This is a genomic window from Cytobacillus luteolus (assembly GCF_017873715.1).
Taxonomy (GTDB): Bacteria; Bacillota; Bacilli; order Bacillales; family Bacillaceae_L; genus Bacillus_BV; species Bacillus_BV luteola.
On record NZ_JAGGKM010000002.1, the window covers coordinates 590622 to 612306 of the forward strand.

A 21685-nucleotide genomic window follows, 5' to 3' on the forward strand; every position below is an offset into this window, starting at 1 on the left:
AACTTATATTTCATTAACATTTCAATTATTTCAGACTTAGTCCATAATCAACATAACCATCGCTCATTATTTATTTTTTTATATCAGTCTTAAACTAAAAAAACACTTGGCACTTTCGCCAAGCGTTTACTTTTCTTCTTGATATACTGGTATTTTCACTGTTACTGTTGTTCCAATACCCACTTCACTCTCAATTTCCATGGAACCTTTATGTTCATGTATAATCTTATTACTTACTGTTAGACCCAAACCCATGCCTTTCTCTTTAAGCGTAAAAAATGGCTCACCAATTCTTTCAAGTCTTTCTTCAGGTATTCCTACCCCTGTATCTTCAATTTTAAATTCAACATTTCCATTCAGCTTTTCTGCCGTAAAAAGAATGCGACCTCCCTTTGGCATAGCATCTATTGAATTTTTAAGGATATTTATAAAGACTTGGATTAACTGATTTATGTCACCTTTAATGTATGTATCTTGAACCTTATCACGAACCTCAAGCTGGACGTTATACATTAAGGCCTCATGAGAAGTTAAATTAACTACATATTTAATCATATCATTAATATTAAAAGACTTATGTATCACACTTTGTGGTTTAGATAAGACCAACATTTCACCTACAATTTGATTGATTCGATCTAATTCCGAAAGGATAATATCATATCGATTAGTTGAAGAATTATCAGACTCCTTCATAAGCTGTACAAAGCCTTTAATAGATGTTAGCGGATTACGTATTTCATGCGCAATACCTGCAGCAAGCTCCCCTACAACCGAAAGCTTTTCTTTTTGTAAAAGCATAGTTTCTGCATTCTTTTGTTGTGTTATATCTCTTCCAATCGTTACTAGACCTTTTCTCTCTCCATTGCTAAAAAAGAGAGGGACCTTGATTACATCAAACGTTTTAAGTTCACCGCTTGGCACGTGGAATGACTCTTCACATCGAGAGGTGCCATTTATTTGCCAGGCTTCCTTATCACTTTGAATACAGTATAAAAAAGCATCCTTAAAGAATGGAGATACTTCTGCGAGTTCAGCGTCTGTTTTCCCGTAATAATTTATATGGTTTAGATGATATAAATCCTTTCCAAATTGATTTACCCTCACCCATCTACCTTCACCATCCTTGAAGCAGACAAAATCCGGCATGGCATTAATCAATGAAGACAACTCTTGTTCTTTTTCTTCTAATGTCTTTAAAGCTTCGTGCTTTTTTATAATAATGTAGATAAGAAAGGTGGTAAATCCAACGAATAACAAACCCTTGCCTGTTTGTAAGATTTCATATAGTTTAGCTGTTATTTCTAGTTGATTAATCAGCATTTCCGAGAAAAATATCCATCCTAAACTAAAAACAAAATATAGCAACGGAATATTTTTCATAATTTTTTTACTTTTCATACTTGCACCTACTTATATATAAGCATTTTGTATTAGTATAGTATCTCCCAAAAATGGAATTCTGTTGACAAATTCTTAAAAGTAGCGTAATATTTATTATTGTTGTTCTTCGCATTAGCGTAACTATATATAACTAATGAATAAACTATCATAAATTTAATAAATTAGCTAGTCATGTAAGGTATTACCACTGAATCTCACAAATATGCACAGTTAATAATTTATTATATATCTTGGCAATTCCGTTAAGTTGGTTTTTATGCAAGACTTATTCACACTGGATCGGCTAAGGAGCCGTAAGGACGGAAGAGAGGTAGGGCTTTCGTTGTTTAAGAAGTAAAACTACCAGGAAGATTACCGCGGCTATTGGTAATTAGATAACATAGTTACGTTAAAAAGTTTCGTAAACGAGCCTATTCGGCTCGTTTTTTTATTTCTGAGTGAAGCAGCAAAACGAACGGTCCATATTTAGTGCAAATAAAAAAACGTCTACTCAATTAGTTAGACGTTTTAGTTATGTGGTTCTGTTGTTAAAAATTCAATTGCTTTAACGCTTTGTTTAAGGTGACTTTTGACCTTAAAGATTTCAGCTTCTTTTTTGGGAAGTCGGTTAGAAATATGTACAAGGCTTGCTAACTGATCAATATCCTTATAGATTGACAGAAATGCTTCATACAAATCATTCTCTAATCTTACTTTTTTACTTTCCATGTGTATCCCCACTTTCCTCTATCTAGTTAATTAGACGGATGAAAACAAGGAAAGTTTCAACTTTTTTAAAAAAAATAGAACTTTTGTAATGTTTTTCACTTAAAAGATTTCATTAATACGTTTTCCTGGTAAATCATAATTTGATTTTTACCGGAGTTTTTCGCATTGTACAAAGCCTTATCGGCATAATCAATTAAGGCATTAGGATCAGATTCTTTGTTTAAAAGGTCTGTAGAAACAATTCCAACACTGACTGTTACACAATTTATGACAGTCGAAGATACATGAGGAATATCACTCATCCTTACCCCAGCCACAACATCATTCCCTAATAAGCTTACTTCTTCCGTAGTAGCACCCTGCAGAAGGATAATAAATTCTTCTCCTCCATAACGGAACAATTCTGCGCCATATTCATTTGCAATTCTGTCCACCGTCTTTGCAACTGTTTTTAAACACGTATCTCCATTGATGTGTCCATATGTATCATTAAATTCTTTAAAACAATCAATATCAAACATTAATAATGCTAGCGTGAGGTCTTTATTGATATACTCCTTCCATTTAGATAAAAGAGTCATATCAAACTTCCTTCTATTCCCCACATTCGTTAACCCATCTATATATGATAAGTATTCAAGCTTTTCATTAGTTTTTTGTAGCAACTCATTTGCTTTCATCAGCTCATTTTCTAAAAGCTGTCGTTCAGTAATATCTCGTGTAATACAAATAAGTTCAATTGTTTCCTCACTTACAATTCTTTTTCCTGTGGATTCTAACCAAATTATCTTATGATCTTTTCGAATTGCTCTAAATGTAAAAGTAACAATTTCATCTGAATTCAACATTTTTTGATGATTTATATAGCAATGTTCATGATCTTCAGGGTGGATAAAGTCATAAGAGTTATTTGAAAAAAGAACATCCTTTGGTTTTACGCCAAGTATCTTTTCAATAATAGGAGATACATAAAGAAAAGTTGAATCCGCTGAGAGTTTCATAATGATATCAGTTGCGTTATCTGTAATAAATTGAAAGTGATTTTCTGTTTCCTTAAGCATTTCAACTGTTTGATTCCTAGCTGAGACTGGTTTAGAAACGACTACTAACGAGACAGTAGCTTCATTCTCATGTTTAATCGGAGTAATGGTTGTTTCTAAATGTTTTTCGCCTAATGGAAAACTAACAGTTGATTCATATTCAATTGGTGCTCCAGAATGAATGCTTTTTTCACACTTCTCAACTAACTCTTCTCCAAACCACTCTGATGCTAATGTTCCAATCACCCTTTGCTTTGGAATTCCAGTTATCCGAAGAAAGCTTCGGTTCACTGAGGATACAAAGATATTATTATCTTTAAGCTCTAGTAGAAACACAAGATCTAATACAGAGTCAAACATACTTGCTAGAGAGTTTTCTTCCCTCTTTTTTAAATATTCATTTTCACCTTCTAGTTTTAAAGCCCTTAACCGACTTTTATCAAGTAAAGAAGCCATTATTGTAACTAGTATTAAAAACAGGACTACTCCCGTTATAAAAACAGGAATATTTTCTACTTGTGGTAGGATGAATATCGAAATGAGAATACTTAGAATAAACGCAAGGAAGGGAAACACTACAGTTGCTTTTAATCTCATTGAATTTCTCCTTCTACTAATCTACTTATACCTAACAATTGGTAATAATATAAATGATAAACTTAATTTTACAATAATTCGTAAAATAATTATTCCTTTTCTGGGTTATTTTATGAAAAAGTTTTCGATTCATTTCGACAAATAACAACACGACCCTTTCCACACCTTTGTATACATTCCGCAAAAACCGGAAATGATGAGAGTATAAGGCGGTGGATCGCATGTTAATAACAAATCTAGTTATATCAAATATTACGAATAGAGTAAATCATTCTATCATTCAAGCCACATTTTCGAATGCAAGTGAACCGGAAGATTGTAGAGATTTTACCATGACAATAAAAAGTGAGTCAGCCACAGAGCACTGTCTAGAACTTCTTGTCTATAACAAGAGAACAGCAAGACTTGAAGATGTTCAATCTATGTACTCTGAGGAACTTATCCATGACATAATGAATCAAATTCTGTCAGTTTCTACTATAAAATCAGCTCTCCTAGATTCTGAAGCAGAAGCAATTTAATGCATAAAAACAATGATTATTGAAAAAAATGATTAGGAAGTACCAATACATAATAAGGAGACATGAATTCAATGGATTTAAACCGTGCTAGACAAATTATTTCATCCCCTGAAGAGATAAGGGTAACTTATAATGGTGTTGCAGTACGTTTGATAGAAACGGATGAAACGAACAACACAGTAAGCATAAGACCAGAAACAAATCCTGAGGACCTTATGCAATTACCTGCTAACGAATTAGTTGAGGGGTAAAGAACAAAGCTCGAAGTTACTCACTTCGAGCTTTTTCGTTGTTCCTTTATAATCTCATCTCGTTCTCCACCATCAGACAATTCTTCTGAGAATTCGATAATTCCTCGATTATCTTCAAGTACAAGTTCTCCTTCATCCTTAAGTTCAACCACTTCACCAGGAAAGAATCGATATTCATCTTTTTTGCCCAAATTGAACACCTCCACTTTTATTCATATGTGGTTAGTATCCCCCGCTCAGACTATTGTAACCCTAGAATCAGAAAATTAGACAAATGCCTTTCTAATTGCAAACCAGGTTAATTTGCGCGAAAATTAAAACTATTATTATTACTTAGGAGGTTAACCATGTTTAAACAATCTTTCTTTGAGCAATTAAAAGAATTAGCAAGCATTCAAGGTGCTCCTGGCCAAGAAATGCTAGTCGTAAAAAAATTAGTGGAGTGGTTTACACCTCACTCTGACCGAGTTGAAGTAGACCACATGGGAAATATATATACATATCTACACGGAAATAAGCCTGGTCCTACTGTGATGGTTTCAGCCCACTCAGATGAAATTGGCTGTGTTGTAAGAGATATAGATGAACGAGGTTTTATAAAAATAGAACGAACTGGTGGAATGATTGAAGCCTTAATGGTAGGTCGAAAAGTAAATGTAAACGGTCATTTCGGTGTAATTGGCGTCAAAGCTGGGCATCTTCAGACACCTGAGGAGCGTAAAAAAACTCCTTCAATATATGAATTGTATGTCGATGTAGGAGCCTCCTCTAAAGCAGATGTTAAAGAAATGGGAATAAAAATTGGTGACCAAATTACGTACATAAGTGATCTTGAACAGTTCTCAAATAAAGATTTGATATGTGGGAAGGCCATTGATAACAGAAGCTGTTGTGTTCTTGTTTTAGAGCTATTTAAAGCCTTAGCTAACCGTAACTTTAGTGGAACACTTGTTGGTGTAATAGCAGTCCAGGAAGAAGTGGGATTACGTGGGGCAAAAGTCGCTTCCCATAAGGTAAACCCTGATTACGCTCTTGTTCTTGATACAATTCCTTGTGCAGATACCCCTGATAGCCTATCAAGTGGATATCCGATTGGAATCGGACGTGGACCAGTTATCCCTGCACTTGCTGGTGGGTCTGTTCGCGGAAATATTATGTCGCCACAAATGAAAGAATTGATTTTAAAATATGCAGATGAGTTGGACATGCCTTACCAACTTGCAGTAATGACTGGTGCAACAACTGATGCTGCAGCAGTTCATCTTGAGCGTGAAGGCATCCTTACAGGAGCAATCACTTTCGCTCGCAGATACTCTCACTCTCCAGTAGAGGTTGCTGATTTAAATGACTTTGAGAAAGGTCTAACACTGCTAACACGAATGGTTAGTGATGTTGAGTTCTGGAGAGATATGAATTTTATAAAATAATGAAGACTGCACACCTTTCTTAAGGTGTGCATTTCTTTATTAGATTGAGTATACCCCTGAAAGAAAGCATAAAACCGTTGCGTTAAATTCCTTTGGTTTTTCCATGTTTAACATGTGGGCAGTTCCAGAAATATTTTCTATTTTAGATCCTTCTATTTTTTCGTGTAGATAGAAAGCTATCTTTTGGAATTCAGGAAAATCATACTCAGAGGTAACTAGCAATGTAGGAATCTTAATTTCTTCTACTCTCTCTATTGTCTTCGTTTCGGGAAGAAGCATCCTTCCCTTTCCTTTTTCCTTTGCATATGTTTCTTTTATCATTTCCGCAAATAGGCTCACTATATCCTTGGAAACCATATCTTGATCCCTATTAGGTCCTATTACCCATCCATTGCACATAAGCTCAATCGTTTTTTCTAAATTTTCTTCTTGATAGGATAAATTTATTTTTTCATTAAACTGTTTTCTCTCCGATGAAAATTCAGTCCACCCTATTATTCCATTAGATGCTAAAACTAGAGAATCTACTTTTTCCGGATATTCTAACGAGAATTCAATACCAATTTGCCCACCAACAGATAATCCAATAATTGAGACAGTTTCAATATTTAAATAATCTAGTAACCCCATAAGATCTTCCACAAATGAAAAGTCATTATCATGAGCACCTGATTTTCCGTAACCAGGTAGGTCAAAGCGAATAACTTTATATTTTTCCGATAATTCTTCAACCTGTTTGTCCCACATTCTTGAATCAATCGGCAATCCATGAATCAGTAATAAGGGTTTCCCTTCCCCTACAATTTCATAATAAATAGGGGCTTCATTTATTTTTGCAATACCTGAATCGAATACTTTCATGTTTAACCTCCTATAGATGTAATTTTCCTATATAAGAAAATTCCTTAACTTCAATTTCATCTAATGCACCATCAATAATTTGTTGGATGTCTCTGATTGTGTCATGTAAATTAACATATTGACCAGGTTTATTTGTAAAGCTTTCAGCAACAAAAAATGGTTGTGTTAGGTAAGCCTCTATTCGTTCTCCCCTTAAATACACTTGCTTATCTAAGGAAGGCAACTTTTCAAATCCAACTGCATTAACTAAAAATCTTAATTCACGGTAACGTCTTAATAATTTTCTCGCACGTTGTAGTAGGAGGTTATGGATAGGTTCTAACTGTGAATTTTCAATAATTACTGAAGTAGACTGTATTGGATTGACCGCAGGATACATTCTTCGTGAGGCTAAGTCTGCATCAAATTGCCATAATGATTCTAGGGGACCATATGGCTCTTCTTCATCAACTGCATCTCCACGAGGATCCACTAAGAAGGTCGTTATGGGTTGTATGCCTTTCTTCTCTAACTGATTATGAAGTGTGTATAATTCACCATTCAATACAAGTGAACGATCTGCTGCAAGGGCTACCTCATGATTCTTTCCTATTTTTAATATATGGTTATATACTTCTTCTACATTGTTACAGACAGTTGAGGCCACTTCTATCACATCACTTACTCCTGGGTCAGCATTGGGTGATAATAAGAACACCGTCTTATACTCTTTGTCGGTTAGTCTTTTGAATATCTCAGCGAGTAAAACAAGTTGGCCCATACCAGGACGTGCAACAAAGCCATTAATTCCTCCAGACACTAAGGGTGCAAAGAAATCGACTACCTTAATACCCGTTTCAATCATCTCTCCTCCATATCCCTTAAGGATTAAGTCATCTAATGAACATTCTGCTAGTGTTGCGAGGGCAATTAGTGTTCGAACTTCCGCACGCTCAATTGGAATTTTCCCAGTGCAAAGATTCGAGACAGTTGCCGGTCGAAGGCCAACTGAGCGCGAAGCTGCTGTAAGATTTGGTACTCTTTTTCGTAACAAAGGGACATTTAGTCTTACACGGTCCACTACTTCCAACTCCTTCCTTATTTACCACAATAATAAACTAAATTACTCTTAAAGGCAATTACTATTACTATTTAAAGTAATTAATTTATCAAAAAACTCACTAGTTGGGATACTAGTGAGCTTTTTGATCTTGCCCAATTTACCTTATTATGACTCCTTACTCCGCTCGGTCTTGTTCCTGAAAAAGCGTACATTCACTTTCTGGTACATCTACGAATGCCTGAATACTAGGTTGTCGTAATGACATCCCTTCAGTCCATTCAGCAAACATGATTTTCGTCGTAATCTTTGGCTCAACCCAGTATGTACCTGATGCCTTTTGTAAGTTTACAAAAGGCGATTGCCCTGTCTCAATTTGTTTAAGTACGGTTGTAAGGTCTTTCCAGTCTTGGCTTGATAACTTGCCGGTACCTGTGTGACCAATGTAGACAAACTTGTTCTCATGATATACCCCTAGCAACACTGCGTTCACTGTCCCTGCTCGTAGCGTAAAACCACCAATTATTGCGAATATATCACGATAATTCTTTACTTTTAACCAATAATCCTTCTTAGCACCACCTAATATATGTGGTGAATCGATTTGCTTCATAATAATGCCTTCCATTCCATGCTCTTTAATGGCCTCAAATAAGGCAACACCGTTCTCCATGCTTGGGACAAGTTGAACCGTATCATTCGGAGTCAAGATTTTTGCTAATAATTCCATTCTTTTATTCCATGGTTTGGTGTTAATCCATTCTCCGTTATAGTACAAAATATCAAATACCATATAGGTTATTGGCGTATGCTGCCGTGCTTCACCAACACGGTCCAACCTTCTCAATCCATCACGTTTCATAACCGCTTGGAAAGAGGGTGTGCCCGCTTCGCTTAGTGCAATTATTTCACCATCAAGTATCACAGAATCTGCTGAACAATAAGAAGTAATATCGGCAACCTCAGGAAAATGCTTTGTTCTTTCGTTTAACTTGCGGTTGAATAACTGTACTTTATTATCTTCGAAGTACGTTAGGATTCTGACCCCATCCCATTTTATCTGAGCAATCCAATCCTGACCTTCTGGGATGGATTCACTTCGCACGGGTTCCATTGGAACAATTGGCTTCATATTCTCACTCCTACAACTCTTGTAGATATAGTTTCTACCACTGAAGAATTTATATGAGAATATGTAAAAAAAGAGTGACCTTTATGACCGTGTATCACGGAAATAAAAGTCACTATCTTAGTTATTATTAATATACATCACGTTGGTAACGCTTCTGTTTTTGCATGTCATTTAAATAGGCTTCAGCGTCTTCTTGAGACATTGATCCTTCTTTTGCGATAATCTCGATAAGTGTATTATGAACATCTTTCGCCATGTATTGCTTATCTCCACATACATAGAAGTAGGCACCATTTTGTAGCCATTCAAATAACTCTTTGCTATTCTCAGCCATTTTATGCTGTACATAAACTTTTTCTTCTGTGTCACGAGAAAAAGCAGCATCTAATTTTGTTAATACACCGTTTTCTTGGTATTTAGTTAATTCTTCTTGGTATAAGAAGTCTGTTGCAGAACGTTGATCACCAAAGAATAACCACGTTTTACCTGTTGTACCATTTACTGCACGTTCTTGAATAAATGAACGGAATGGTGCGATGCCTGTCCCCGGTCCAACCATAATGATGTCTGTCTCTAAAGACTCAGGTAAGTTAAAGTGTTTGTTTTGTTGAATAAAAACAGGTAACGTTTCACCTTCTCCAACACGTTCAGCACATTGAACTGAACAAACTCCTTTACGATCACGACCATGAGCATTATAACGAACCGCACCGATTGTTAAATGAACTTCATCAGGATTAGCCACAAAGCTACTTGCTATCGAATATAGACGTGGTGGCATTTTTCTTAAAAGAGCCACAATTTCCTCTGAAGATGCATTCCAAGGACCAAAATCACGTAACATATCAAGTAAGTCACGACCATCAATATACTCTTTCAATTGGTCTGCATTTTCGATTGCAGCAAGATTCTTCAGGTCTGCATTGTCTGTTAATTCAGCTGCCTGCTGCATGATTTTTTTAGTTAATAACGTAATTTCAAAGTAAGTTGTTAACGCTTCCTTAAGCGGAAGTGTCTCACCTTGTTTATTAATGGTTACAGTTGTTTCTGGGTTCCAGTTCATTTCTTCAAGTAGGGTAGCAACTAGTTCTGGATCATTTTCAGGGATAATTCCAAGACAATCTCCGGGAATATATGACAGATCGGACCCTTTTAACGACAACTCAATATGTCTTGTTTCTTTACTTGAACCAGCACCATTTAAATTTATATTTTCGAGAACCTTCGCTTGAAATGGATTCGTTCTAGAATATGTTGGCACTTTTTTCTCTTCCTTTTTATGTTCTAAATTTTCTACTACGGTAGGTTGCATATTCTTCACCTCATCAAAGTTGTATATAGAGAGGATAGCATAGGATGAGTAAATTAGGTGTGCTTTTTTTCACACTTTCAAAATCACAGCATCCTCTTCTTTACTATTATAGAATATTTCGTCAATAACTGCACGGCTTTGTTAGGAATTCGTACATTTTTTCACAAAGTTAACAACTATATCATTACTATTGGGAGATTTCACGAAAATTAATCATAGCATTTTACTTACCAAAAAAGGCAAAGTCCCTTAAGAAGGGACCTTACCTTTATTGAGAAATTTCTTATTAATACGAAGTTTTTGCGTTTTTAAGTTGTTGTTCAAGTTCTTTTTTATTAAGTTCAGTTTCCTTTAATGACCATTTATAGTAATTCGACATGAAGTTAAGAACTTTTTCTTTTGATTGCTCAACTTGGTTTAGATTAAAATATAGTGCTCCTGTTCTTCTAATAAAAAAATCACTTGGTTTCACAACCATTTCATGCTCTATACAATAGATAAGAGCTCCAAAAAGATTCTTTGGTAGTTGATATTTATTTAAATGGCTATTTTCTTCAAGAATTGAAAACACCTTTTCTAAGTTCGTTCCATATTGCTTTGCTAGTATTCTTACCTCCTCTTTTGTTAGTCCAAACTTTTGTGCATGGCTTACCTGCTCTTCTATAAACCTATCAAGATCATGTATATCCCCACCGGATATTGCAATTCTTTTGGTACGACAACTTGGTATCTTCTTTCCTATTTCTTTTTTTAAACTAGAGCCAATCAAGTCCACAACTGTCTCTGCCATTTTTCGATAGCCTGTTAATTTTCCACCAGCAATTGTAATTAAACCAGAGTCAGACACCCAAATTTCATCTTTTCGTGATATTTCTGAAGGGTGTTTCCCTTCTTCATGGATTAATGGTCTCAAGCCAGACCAACTGGATTCGATATCCTCTGAGGTAATTTGTATAGTTGGAAACATGTGATTAATGGTTTGAAGAAGGTAATCCCGATCTGAGTTGGTTATTAAAGGATTAGCTAAATCATCTTCATAAAAGGTATCTGTTGTTCCAACATAGGTCTTTCCATCTCTTGGGATTGCAAATACCATTCGATTATCTGGGGTATCATAATATATCGCTTGTTTCAGCGGGAACCGTTTTTGGTCAATAACAATATGAACACCCTTCGTTAGCTTTAACGTTTTCCCATTTCGGGAAAGATCATACCTTCTGACAAAATCCACCCATGGACCTGTAGCATTTACAATTTTTTTTGCATATAGGTTAAATGCTTTACCCGTTAACTGATCGACTACCTTTACACCATTGATTTTCTTATTTTCGAAGAGAAAATCAACCGCCTTAGTATAGTTTACAGCTCTTGCACCAAATTCAACTGCCTTCTTTATCACTTCAATTGTAAGCCTAGCATCGTCAGTACGATATTCAACGTAATAACCGCTACCTTTTAGTCCTTCTTTTTTTAAAAGGGGCTCTTTTTCTAAAGTGGTTGAAGCATCGAGCATTTTTCTTCGTTCAGACTTCTTAACTCCCGCTAGAAAATCATAGACTCGTAAGCCCATAGATGTCGTATATTTGCCAAACGTTCCCCCTTTGTAAATGGGTAAAAGCATCCATTCAGGTGTCGTGACATGTGGACCATTTTCATAAACAATAGCACGTTCCTTTCCAACTTCCGACACCATTTTGACTTCAAATTGCTTTAGATAACGTAGGCCACCATGGACGAGCTTGGTTGACCGACTGGAGGTCCCTGCAGCAAAGTCCTGCATGTCAACTAAGGCTGTAGATAAACCACGACTAGCAGCATCTAATGCGATACCTGCACCTGTAATTCCTCCTCCGATGACTAGTACATCTACCTCTTTATCTTTAAGGTCATATAAAATGATGGATCTTGCCATCCCCGAAAATTTCACATTCATTTTATAAACCTCCTTTTATCGTAAAAAAGACCACGAAACACTATAGAATCTATAATGTATTTGTGGCCTTGAAAAGCTATCCATATATTACCTTATTTTATAATAAGCACTTTAATTCCAATCATTTGAAAGTCATTGCTGCATGCACAGCCTTTTTCCAGCCATTGTACAGGTTCTCTCTTTTTTCAGCCGACATGGTTGGTTCAAATAACTTTTCCACTTTCCACTGGCTTGCAATGTCATCTTGGCTTTCCCAATAACCAACAGCTAGACCGGCTAAATAGGCGGCTCCAAGTGCTGTCGTTTCATTAATGGTTGGTCTTTCAACTGGAACTCCTAATATATTACTTTGGAAATCCATTAAGAAGTTATTCTTCACTGCTCCACCATCTACTCGCAAGGCTTTTAGCAAAATTCCCGAATCTGCCTCCATTGCGGTTAATACATCTGTGGTTTGATATGCCATAGATTCAAGGGTAGCCCTTACAAAATGCTCTTTTGATGTTCCTCTTGTTAATCCAAACACGGCACCACGAACATCGCTGTCCCAGTAAGGTGTACCTAATCCAACGAAGGCCGGCACAACATACACACCTTCAGTTGATTCTACCCTACTGGCATAAAGTTCACTATCTTTTGCATTTTGCAGCATTCGCAGCCCATCACGTAACCATTGAACCGCTGATCCTGCCACAAAAATACTACCCTCAAGTGCATACTGAACCTTCCCATTCAAACCCCATGCGATGGTTGTAAGGAGTCCACTTTTTGATTCAACTGCTGTTTCACCCGTATTCATTAACATAAAGCAGCCTGTACCATACGTATTCTTCGCCATCCCCTGTTCAAAGCAAGCCTGACCAAATAATGCTGCCTGTTGGTCTCCTGCTGCTCCTGCAATTGGGATTTCTTTACCGAAAAAGTGATGAGTAGCTGTTTTTGCATAGATTTCAGAGGACGAGCGTACTTCCGGTAACATTGATTCTGGTATGGATAAGATTTCGAGTAGCTCCTCATCCCAACATAGTTCATGAATATTGTATAGTAGTGTTCTAGAGGCATTAGAATAGTCTGTTACATGTACTTTACCACCGGAAAGTTTCCAAATTAACCATGTATCTATGGTTCCAAACAATAATTCTCCCTTTAAAGCCTTTTCTCTTGCACCTTCAACATGGTCAAGGATCCATTTGATTTTTGTTGCCGAAAAGTAAGCATCTACTACTAATCCAGTTTTCTTTCGGAATGTTTCTTCATGTCCCTGCTCTTTCAATTGACTACAAATTTCAGAGGTTTGTCTAGACTGCCAAACAATTGCATTATAGATTGGTTGGCCAGTTCCCTTATCCCAAACTACGGTAGTTTCGCGTTGGTTCGTAATTCCGATTCCTGCAATTTGTACTGGTTTGATGTTTGATTCCGAAAGAACTGATGCGATAACAGCCAGGATCGAACCCCAGATTTCATTTGCATTATGCTCAACCCAACCAGGATTCGGGAATATTTGAGTAAATTCCTTTTGAGCAATATGAACAATCTCACCAGCTTTATTAAACAATATCGCTCGGGAACTTGTTGTTCCCTGGTCTAGAGACAGGATATATTCTTTACTCATTTGTTGCCCTCCCTCTCAATTTGCGATCGAATTCCCAAAGCCTTTTCAGGGTAGTCAGTAAAAATTGCATCAATGTGATTCCTAATAAAAAATTCGATACTTTCATCCTTATTTACAGTAAACGTACGTATTGGAATCGAATTAGCTTCCTGCATTTGTACATAATAGGCCGCCGCTGGCTCATACACATGAATAGAAGTTGCACCAACGTATTTAGCATACTCCCATGGCTTATACAAACCTTCCATAAAAAGAACTCCTGTTTCAAGTGTAGGATACAAATCAAGACATTTTCTAATGCTGTAATGATTAAAGGATGATAGAATGACATTGTCTATATAAGAATAACTTTCAACTTCTTTTAACACGGCTTCCTCTATTCCTTCATAAAGGAATACATCATTTTTTAATTCAATATTCAACGTAAAGTTTGAGGGCTTAACCAGTTCTAGAACTTCACTTAGAGTTGGAATCTTCTCACCTTCATATTCCTTTGAAAACCAAGTGCCAGCATCCAGCTCCTTAATTTCATCAAGCGTTAGATCCTTTACGAATCCTTTTCCATTTGTTGTTCGATCAACCGTTTCATCATGTATTACGACTAATTGTTTATCCTTTGTCATATGTACATCTAATTCAATTCCTTCGATTTCCAATGACAACGCTTCACGAAAAGCTGCTAATGTATTTTCTGGTCGGTTCCCTTTACTACCTCTGTGGGCAAAGATTGAAGTTAGTTTCATACATATTCCCCCTACTTGCGAGTCAAATACCGTCTACTTTATTAGTTTATTACCCTTACATAAAAGACATTAAGCTTCTTTTGCAAATTGCACCCTTTATGGCAAAATAATCTATTTCATCCGGAAGTGCTTCTTTTAACGGCTTTAATTTTTCTGCACCAAGCTCCTCTATTTTGGAAAAGATCAATGCTTCAAATTTATTCGGAACAATCCTTTCCCAATCAATTTCTTGCCCCTCAGAGATAGCTCGTATTAAGTGGTCTTGAATTGTCATAGGCTTCATATTCCGTTTCTTAGAAATGGTATCGATCCCCATTCCTGCTTGAAACAAGTCATAAGATACAATATGACTAGGTTTCCCATCATCGTTTATGACTCTTGGTTCTCCTTCGTCTATCTGAACATCGATGATTTTTGTTTCAGATTCGTCATTTTCACCAATATACTCCTGAATAACCTGAAGAAAGTCCTGACCAAAACGCTCAAATTTCACCTGTGCAACACCTTTAACAGCAAACATTTCTTTTTCATTTCGCGGGCATTTCTGACTCATCTCTCTTAATGTACTATCTGAAAAAACAAGATAAGGAGGTATGGAGTCACGGGAAGCAATTTTCTTCCTCACATCCCTTAATAATTCAAATAAGCCATTATCCTCGATGATTGTATTTGTTTTTAATTTTTCTTTTTTATAGACCTTTTCCTGGCCCTTTATAACAAACAACGCTTTTTCATTTAAAGTTAAGATTGGAAACTGACTGTTCGATAGAGATACATAGCCCTCAGCTACTAAAAAATCAATGAGACTAACTATATCTTTTTCTGTATATTCCTTCATTAGACCATAGGTCGATAATTCATTAAAGCGGAACTGTTTTACCTTTTTATTATTTGATCCTTTTAGCACCTGAGCGACAAGTGTTTTCCCAAATTTCTCATTCATTCGTTTAATACATGAGAAAATTTTCAATGCATCTGTTGTAATTTCAATTTGTTCACGGTTATCTCTACAGTGTAGACACCGCCCACAACCGCGGGTCTCATGTTCCTCACCAAAATATTCGAGAATGTATAATTGTAAACACTTTTCAGTATGACAATAATCAATCATTTGTTGCAGTTTGATATATTCATTCTGTTTTTTCTCAAACTCCAGGCCCGTTTGCTCAATTAAGAACTTTTGAAGTTGAATGTCCTGCGCACCGTATAAAATATGACACTCACTCGGCTCTCCATCACGCCCAGCTCGTCCTGCTTCTTGATAATAGGCTTCAATATTTTTAGGAAGGTTAAAATGCAGCACGTACCGAACATTTGATTTATTGATTCCCATACCAAAAGCATTTGTTGCAACCATAATTGTTAAATCATCATATAGAAACTTTTCTTGATTGTCATTGCGCTCCTCTTCTGAGAGTCCCGCATGGTATTTTCCAGCGCGATATCCACTCTTAACTAAGAAGTTATGCAAATCATTTACTTCTCTTCTTGTGGCAGCATAAATAATACCAGCCTGATTCTGGTTCTCTTTCAAATACCGAGTCACAAATTCCCGTTTATTTTCACCTTTAATAACTGAAAACAAAAGGTTTTCCCTCTTAAAACCTGTTATAAAAACATCCTGCTCATCAATCGATAACAATTGGCTAATATCGGAAGTAACCTCTTTCGTTGCTGTGGCAGTTAAAGCGATTACTACCGGCCTTACTGGCAACTCCTGAATCATATATTGAATGGAACGATAACTTGGTCTAAAATCATGACCCCATTGTGAAATACAGTGAGCTTCGTCTATTGCTAATATTGACACATCTAATTTATAGAGCAATCTACGAAAAGAGCTTGAATCGAGTCTTTCAGGTGCAATATAGATTAACTTAAATTCACCGTTTGCTGCTTCTTCAAGTCTATTTTCTATTTCCTGATGACTTAAACTACTATTAATATATGTTGCTGAAATACCGGTCTGTAAAAGGGCATCCACCTGATCTTTCATAAGTGAAATGAGAGGGGAAATAACGATTGTTACGCCATTAGCCATTAAGGCTGGTATCTGATAGCAAATCGATTTCCCTCCACCTGTTGGCATAATCCCCAGAGTGTCCTCTCCATTTAGCACATTTAAGATAATCTCTTCTTGTCCCTTTCGAAAGGAAGAATATCCAAAATAAGATTGTAAGAGTTGTTTGGCTTGTTCGAGCATGATTATCACCTTGCTTTACGATTTTTTCGTTTTTTTCATTTTAACATGATTGGAATCATTAATGTTAGGAGGGCTTTCGTTTAGGAACTGAAGGTGTAAAGAAGAAAAAACGGAAAAACGGCAGTCGTCTTTCCGTTCTATGAAGCTAGGATTTTGCTAAAGGGATACTGCTGTTTCGAACGAACTTATGATCGAAAATACCGCTTCCCAACAGTACGCCTGATATAATAAAAATAAAACCAAGTAATTGAAACGAAGTAATACTCTCACCTAGAAATAAGACAGAGCCTACTAGTGCAAAAAAGGGTGTTAAGTTTATAAAAATAGCAGTCTCGCCAGCACCTAATTGATGGATAGCACTGTTGTAAATCATATGACCGATTCCTGTAGCGATCACAGCAGACGCTAAAAAGATTAACCAAGCAGCTGAAGTCCCCTCACTTAAACTAGTTATTCCGCTTGGGTCCATTAGTAAACTTGTAATAAATAAGAAAGTTGCCCCTAAAATAAGCATGTAGCAGGTCATAACCTTCGCTTCTAAAGTTTGAGTAGCCTTCTTAATAAAGATAAAACTGATAGCTTGAGCAATTACCGATAAAAAGATATAGAAATCTCCAATGCTTATATAATGAACTCCAGCCCCGTTCATAACAATAAACGATACACCTGTAAATCCTAAAATGACACCTAGTAGTTTAGTAATTGTAAAGCGGGCTTTTAAGAATAGAACTGCAAAAATTGATGTTACCAAGGGAATTAGCCCCAAAATGAGCGCAGCATTTGACGCTGTTGTAGTTGTTAATCCTACTGCTAAAAATAAATGATGACCTAGCACTCCAGAAAAGGCACCAATCAAAATATAGGTTGCTTCTTGCTTAGTTACCCTTTTTAATTCCTTACGATAAAATAAAACCGCTAATACAACTAGCCCTGCAAGAAAAACACGCAATGAGGTTATAGTTACAGGCGAAAAACTCTCGACAATAATCTTTACAGCAATGACATTAAATCCCCAAACGACCATGACAAATAATAATAATCCATATAATAATGGTTTTTTCACTTTTTTTCTCATCCCAATCTCTCTTTGATGTACGATGATTAATTATAAACCAAAATAAAATTTATTTCGAGAGACAAAATATTTAATGGAATTAACTTATTATTCTCATAGCATTTTAGTATAATAGAAACATTGTAATGTAACATCACAGTAAAGGGAGTGCTAATTTGGCAAATTCATATATCCTTTTAATCATTGTTGCAGCAATTTATGCGGGGAATTTACTAGTGGGGAAAGCTGTGGCAGATTCAATTCCGCCAATTACATTAGCATTCCTACGACTATTTATTGCCTTCTTAATACTATTACCCTTAGGTCTTAAAGAATGGAACCAAAATAGGCAGTTATGGCTTAAAGAATGGAAAGTTATTGTCATCTTAGCCTTTACAGGGATTGCCGCCTTTAATACCCTACTTTATTATTCATTACACTTCACCTCCCCTATTAATGCTGGAATTGTGGAATCATCAACACCCATTTTTTCAGTCATTATCGGATTTTTACTAGTAAAAGAGAAAATGGAAAAACGCAAGCTACTAGGTGTTTTTATCTCAATGGCAGGTGTTCTATGGGTTTTATCAAAAGGGTCGTTGGAGGTTATCACATCACTTTCTTTTAACTTCGGAGATATTCTGATGTGCTTAGCTGTCATTTTCTGGGTCCTATATTCATTTGTCGTTAAGCGTCATTCAGGAAAATTTCCGTTGTATGGTGGATTATTGTCAATTCTATTTACAGCACTTGTAATTATGATTCCTTTTACTACTTTTGAATGGAATACACTACATACCATTAGCTGGAATTGGAATTCAATTTTGTCCCTTCTTTATCTAGGAATTTTCCCATCTGTCATTGCATTAATTGGCTGGAACAAGGCAGTTGAAAATATAGGCCCTTCATTGGCTTCGGTTTTTTTAAACCTGGTACCAGTGTTTGCAGCAATTGGTTCTTTTATCTTTTTTAGAGAAGCAATAACGTGGCATCAGTTTTTTGGTGGATGTGTTGTACTAGTAGGCGTTTATTTAACAACAAAAGAAAAAGTGATAGGCCAGACCACTCACACCAAGTTAGATATGTAGCACATGTTAAGTAGTACACGAGGTGATAAGATGAAACATTTGGGAAGTGTTTTTAAAAGTTATGCAATTGCAGCCATTGCAGGCTATCTATTTTACTTAGGAGATATACCAATCCCATGGATTCTTGGACCAATGACAGCAATGATCTTATGGAAGGCAATCCGTCCACAAGAAAAGACAGTGCCAAAAGCTATCTTTAATGGAGGATTAGTCATTCTAGGTATATTTTTTGGCCTCTCATTTACTGCAGCAACATTTACCACTGTAGGACCTTATATTCTTCCATTCTTACTAACAACAATTGTATTGTTAGCTGTCAGTGTTATAAATAGTTTAGTAGCAGCTCGATTTATTGACATTGATTCTGCTACGAGCGTGTTTGGTTCAATCCCAGGCGGTTTATCAGAAATGGTTGCAGCAAGTGAATCTGTGCAAGCTAATTCTGCAATGGTAACGATTTTTCAAACCGTACGACTACTTACTGTTGTTTTTACAGTTCCTTTTCTAGTCGTTTACATGTTTGCTTCAAAATCAGTGGTTCCTTTTCAGACAGTGGCAAATGTGCACAATTATGCTAGTATTTTTTCTTACGGATGGTTTATTATACCTATTTTGGCAGGGTGGCTTTTACGTAATCGTTTGCCGGCAGCCTATGTGATAGGGCCGCTTTTGGCAACAGCCTTGTTAAATAGTAGTGGTGTTGAATTACCTATGCTTCCTAGTCTCTTACTCATTCTTGCACAAGTATCTGTAGGGATAAGCATGGGGAGTAAAATAACAATACAAGATTTAAAATTAGGAGGAAAATACTGTGGTATTTATTTTCTTTTGGCAATGATTATCATTGCCACTTCTTTTGGTCTTGGTTATTTGTTTTCATTAGCGACAAACCTCCACCTTCCAACTGCGCTACTAAGCTTTGCACCTGGTGGACTTGTTGAAATGGTATTAACAGCAAAAGCCGTTGGAGCTGACCCTGCGATTGTTAGTTCATTACAATTTATTCGGTTATTGTTTATCATTCTATTTGTACCAAGTATCTTAAAATGGTTTTTTACGTTAAAACAGAGAAAGAATCTTGCTAGTTTAACATCAAGCAGATAAGTAGAAGGACTTATCAGTCCGAATCTCTAAGAGATCGGACTGATTTTCGTTTACTTCTAACCTTCCAGTCTCAATTTAACCCTCTACTTCAAGTGGTAAGGTTATTAAAAATGTAGTTCCCTTACCAACAACACTATCAACAGAAATTGTACCATTATGATTTTCGATAATTTTATAGCTAGTCAATAAACCTAATCCTGTACCCTTTTCTTTCGTTGAATAGAAAGGTTCTCCAATTCTATTTAAGCGCTCCTTCGAAATTCCTGGACCATTATCCTCAACGGTTATGCTTATATGATTAGGGCAGGAGCTTACCTTTATCGTGATATTCCCTTTCTCCATGGCCTCTATTGCATTTTTGACTAAGTTAATAAAGACTTGTTTTATCTTTGTTTTATCACAAACCACCTCTAAATATGAGCTCTCGAACTCGGTTCGGACTAAAATGCTCTTCATAATAGCTTGTGTTTCCAATAATAGCTTGACTTCATTAATAATGTCATACAAGTTATACTTTTCATGCCTCTTAGTTTGAGGTTTTGCAAGCATTAATAACTCACTTGAAATCTCTTCAATTCTCTCTAGCTCGTTATCAATGATTGTAAAGTATTCATCCTTTTGGGTTGACGATTTAATCAGTTGGAAAAAGCCTTTAATAGCTGTAAGTGGATTTCTGATTTCATGTGAAATACCTGCTGCTAACTGGCCAGCTAAATTTAACTTTTCTGATTTCAGCATAAGCTCGTCTGCCTTCTTCTGCTCTGTAATGTCTCTAAAGGTAACGACAACTCCAATAATATGATCATTCTCAATAATGCCAACGCTTGTATACTCAATAGGAAAATAAACCCCATTACTCCTATGAAAGGTTTCATCCTTTTGTGTTCTTCTTAAGCCATCTATTAACGTTAGATGGATACTCGTGTTATTAATTCCTTTAAGGAACGTAGAAGAAGGACTTTCGTTTTGTAATTCATGAGTCGAATATCCTGTTATCTCAAGAGCAGAGCGATTGCTATATCTAACTTTCCCATCAAGATCAAGACCGAAAACACCTTCAGAAAGTGAATCAAGCAGTAACTGTTTTTCTTTATAAAGCTTTGAATAATCAATCTCTACCTGTTTTTTATTTTGCTCAAGCTCAACCACATAGGTAAAGAAGGTTGACATTGTTTGAAGTAGTTGTAAATCCTCTTGCGTAAATGAATAGATATTTTTATCAAAGCAGCAAAGGTTTCCAAATAATTCTCCGTTTTTCCGAAATATAGGCACCCCTAGAAAGCTTCTAATTTGGAAATTCTGCGTGATTTCCATATCACATGTATCGTGATGTTGTAGTGCATCATTTATGATAAGTGGTTCCCGACCACTTTTAAATAAAAGATGTCAATAAGCTTCATAAACTGAAATAGTAATTCCTGAACTAGCAATTTGATCTGATCGATTGAATGCGCTAACAAAGTAACTACTCGTTTCATTGATACTTGTAATGCAAAATGTATTCACATCAATGAACTTCTCAACCATATTTAAAATATAGTCCCCTGCTTCTTCAAGTGTCATATTGACTGCTACATTCTTATCTAACAACAATTGAAATCACTCCCTTCCATAGCCAAATAGGAAAGAACAAGATTTCATTTCGTCCCTAAT

General features: G+C 36.1%; 20 protein-coding genes. 5 read left to right on the top strand and 15 right to left on the bottom strand.

The genetic code is table 11. The features are described 5' to 3' along the window. Nucleotides 1-126: 126 nt before the first annotated feature. From J2Z26_RS07815 to J2Z26_RS07825, 3 genes are all read right to left on the bottom strand, one after another. A complete protein-coding gene (locus tag J2Z26_RS07815; protein WP_227413729.1) occupies nt 127-1401 on the bottom strand; it encodes an ATP-binding protein in 1275 nt (424 codons plus the stop codon). Nucleotides 1402-1911: 510 nt separating this feature from the next. Further along, on the bottom strand, nt 1912-2112 hold the full coding sequence (locus J2Z26_RS07820; protein WP_193537140.1) for a hypothetical protein: 201 nt from the start codon (nt 2110-2112) through the stop codon (nt 1912-1914). A 95-nt stretch (nt 2113-2207) separates the two neighbouring features. After that, nucleotides 2208-3749: a sensor domain-containing diguanylate cyclase gene (locus tag J2Z26_RS07825; protein WP_193537142.1), complete on the bottom strand. Its 1542-nt coding sequence runs from the start codon at nt 3747-3749 to the stop codon at nt 2208-2210. Nucleotides 3750-3970: 221 nt separating this feature from the next. Between J2Z26_RS07825 and J2Z26_RS07830 the strand changes: the two genes are divergently transcribed. Then, nucleotides 3971-4270, top strand: coding sequence for a hypothetical protein (locus tag J2Z26_RS07830; RefSeq protein ID WP_193537144.1), 300 nt, complete (start codon nt 3971-3973; stop codon nt 4268-4270). Nucleotides 4271-4341: 71 nt separating this feature from the next. Next, nucleotides 4342-4521, top strand: coding sequence for a small, acid-soluble spore protein, H family (locus J2Z26_RS07835; protein WP_193537146.1), 180 nt, complete (start codon nt 4342-4344; stop codon nt 4519-4521). Nucleotides 4522-4541: 20 nt separating this feature from the next. Here J2Z26_RS07835 and J2Z26_RS07840 read toward each other — a convergent pair whose 3' ends face one another. Beyond that, nucleotides 4542-4712, bottom strand: a complete 171-nt coding sequence (locus tag J2Z26_RS07840) for a hypothetical protein (RefSeq protein ID WP_193537148.1) — start codon at nt 4710-4712, stop codon at nt 4542-4544. Between the two features lie 156 nt (nt 4713-4868). Between J2Z26_RS07840 and J2Z26_RS07845 the strand changes: the two genes are divergently transcribed. Then, entirely contained in the window at nt 4869-5948 is a 1080-nt protein-coding gene (locus tag J2Z26_RS07845) for a M42 family metallopeptidase (RefSeq protein ID WP_193537150.1), read from the top strand. 39 nt (nt 5949-5987) lie between these two features. On the opposite strand, the gene J2Z26_RS07850 is transcribed toward J2Z26_RS07845, so the two are convergent. The 9 genes from J2Z26_RS07850 to J2Z26_RS07890 all read right to left on the bottom strand — a co-directional run bounded on the left by J2Z26_RS07850 (nt 5988) and on the right by J2Z26_RS07890 (nt 17861). Then, complete coding sequence (locus J2Z26_RS07850; RefSeq protein WP_193537152.1) at nt 5988-6809, bottom strand: alpha/beta fold hydrolase; 822 nt, start codon at nt 6807-6809, stop codon at nt 5988-5990. 10 nt (nt 6810-6819) lie between these two features. After that, nucleotides 6820-7869 carry an ATP synthase beta subunit C-terminal domain-containing protein gene (locus J2Z26_RS07855; RefSeq protein ID WP_193537154.1) on the bottom strand — a complete coding sequence of 350 codons (1050 nt, stop codon included), beginning with the start codon at nt 7867-7869 and terminating at the stop codon, nt 6820-6822. A 157-nt stretch (nt 7870-8026) separates the two neighbouring features. Next, complete coding sequence (ligD, locus tag J2Z26_RS07860; RefSeq protein ID WP_193537156.1) at nt 8027-8980, bottom strand: non-homologous end-joining DNA ligase; 954 nt, start codon at nt 8978-8980, stop codon at nt 8027-8029. 127 nt (nt 8981-9107) lie between these two features. Beyond that, on the bottom strand, nt 9108-10292 hold the full coding sequence (locus tag J2Z26_RS07865; RefSeq protein ID WP_193537158.1) for a sulfite reductase subunit alpha: 1185 nt from the start codon (nt 10290-10292) through the stop codon (nt 9108-9110). 286 nt (nt 10293-10578) lie between these two features. Next, nucleotides 10579-12225 carry a glycerol-3-phosphate dehydrogenase/oxidase gene (locus J2Z26_RS07870; protein ID WP_209794322.1) on the bottom strand — a complete coding sequence of 549 codons (1647 nt, stop codon included), beginning with the start codon at nt 12223-12225 and terminating at the stop codon, nt 10579-10581. Between the two features lie 121 nt (nt 12226-12346). After that, nucleotides 12347-13840 (bottom strand): glycerol kinase GlpK, encoded by a 1494-nt coding sequence (glpK, locus tag J2Z26_RS07875; protein WP_193537160.1) that lies wholly within the window; start codon nt 13838-13840, stop codon nt 12347-12349. Continuing rightward, on the bottom strand, nt 13837-14583 hold the full coding sequence (locus J2Z26_RS07880; protein ID WP_193537161.1) for a glycerophosphodiester phosphodiesterase: 747 nt from the start codon (nt 14581-14583) through the stop codon (nt 13837-13839). Before J2Z26_RS07880 ends, glpK begins: the two co-directional genes overlap by 4 nt. A gap of 55 nt (nt 14584-14638) precedes the next feature. Further along, nucleotides 14639-16786, bottom strand: coding sequence for a DNA helicase RecQ (gene recQ, locus J2Z26_RS07885; protein ID WP_193537165.1), 2148 nt, complete (start codon nt 16784-16786; stop codon nt 14639-14641). 145 nt (nt 16787-16931) lie between these two features. Then, nucleotides 16932-17861 carry a DMT family transporter gene (locus J2Z26_RS07890; RefSeq protein ID WP_227413731.1) on the bottom strand — a complete coding sequence of 310 codons (930 nt, stop codon included), beginning with the start codon at nt 17859-17861 and terminating at the stop codon, nt 16932-16934. A 155-nt stretch (nt 17862-18016) separates the two neighbouring features. On the opposite strand from J2Z26_RS07890, the gene J2Z26_RS07895 reads away from it, so the two are divergent. Next, on the top strand, nt 18017-18928 hold the full coding sequence (locus tag J2Z26_RS07895; RefSeq protein WP_193537166.1) for a DMT family transporter: 912 nt from the start codon (nt 18017-18019) through the stop codon (nt 18926-18928). 30 nt (nt 18929-18958) lie between these two features. Continuing rightward, the gene (locus J2Z26_RS07900) at nt 18959-20032 is read left to right on the top strand and encodes an AbrB family transcriptional regulator (RefSeq protein WP_193537168.1); all 1074 of its coding nucleotides are present in this window, start codon (nt 18959-18961) and stop codon (nt 20030-20032) included. A 75-nt stretch (nt 20033-20107) separates the two neighbouring features. On the opposite strand, the gene J2Z26_RS07905 is transcribed toward J2Z26_RS07900, so the two are convergent. Together J2Z26_RS07905 and J2Z26_RS07910 are read right to left on the bottom strand one after the other, a co-directional pair. Then, nucleotides 20108-21385, bottom strand: a complete 1278-nt coding sequence (locus J2Z26_RS07905; RefSeq protein WP_319638064.1) for an ATP-binding protein — start codon at nt 21383-21385, stop codon at nt 20108-20110. Nucleotides 21386-21418: 33 nt separating this feature from the next. Next, complete coding sequence (locus tag J2Z26_RS07910; RefSeq protein WP_193537172.1) at nt 21419-21625, bottom strand: hypothetical protein; 207 nt, start codon at nt 21623-21625, stop codon at nt 21419-21421. Between the last annotated feature and the right edge of the window lie 60 nt (nt 21626-21685).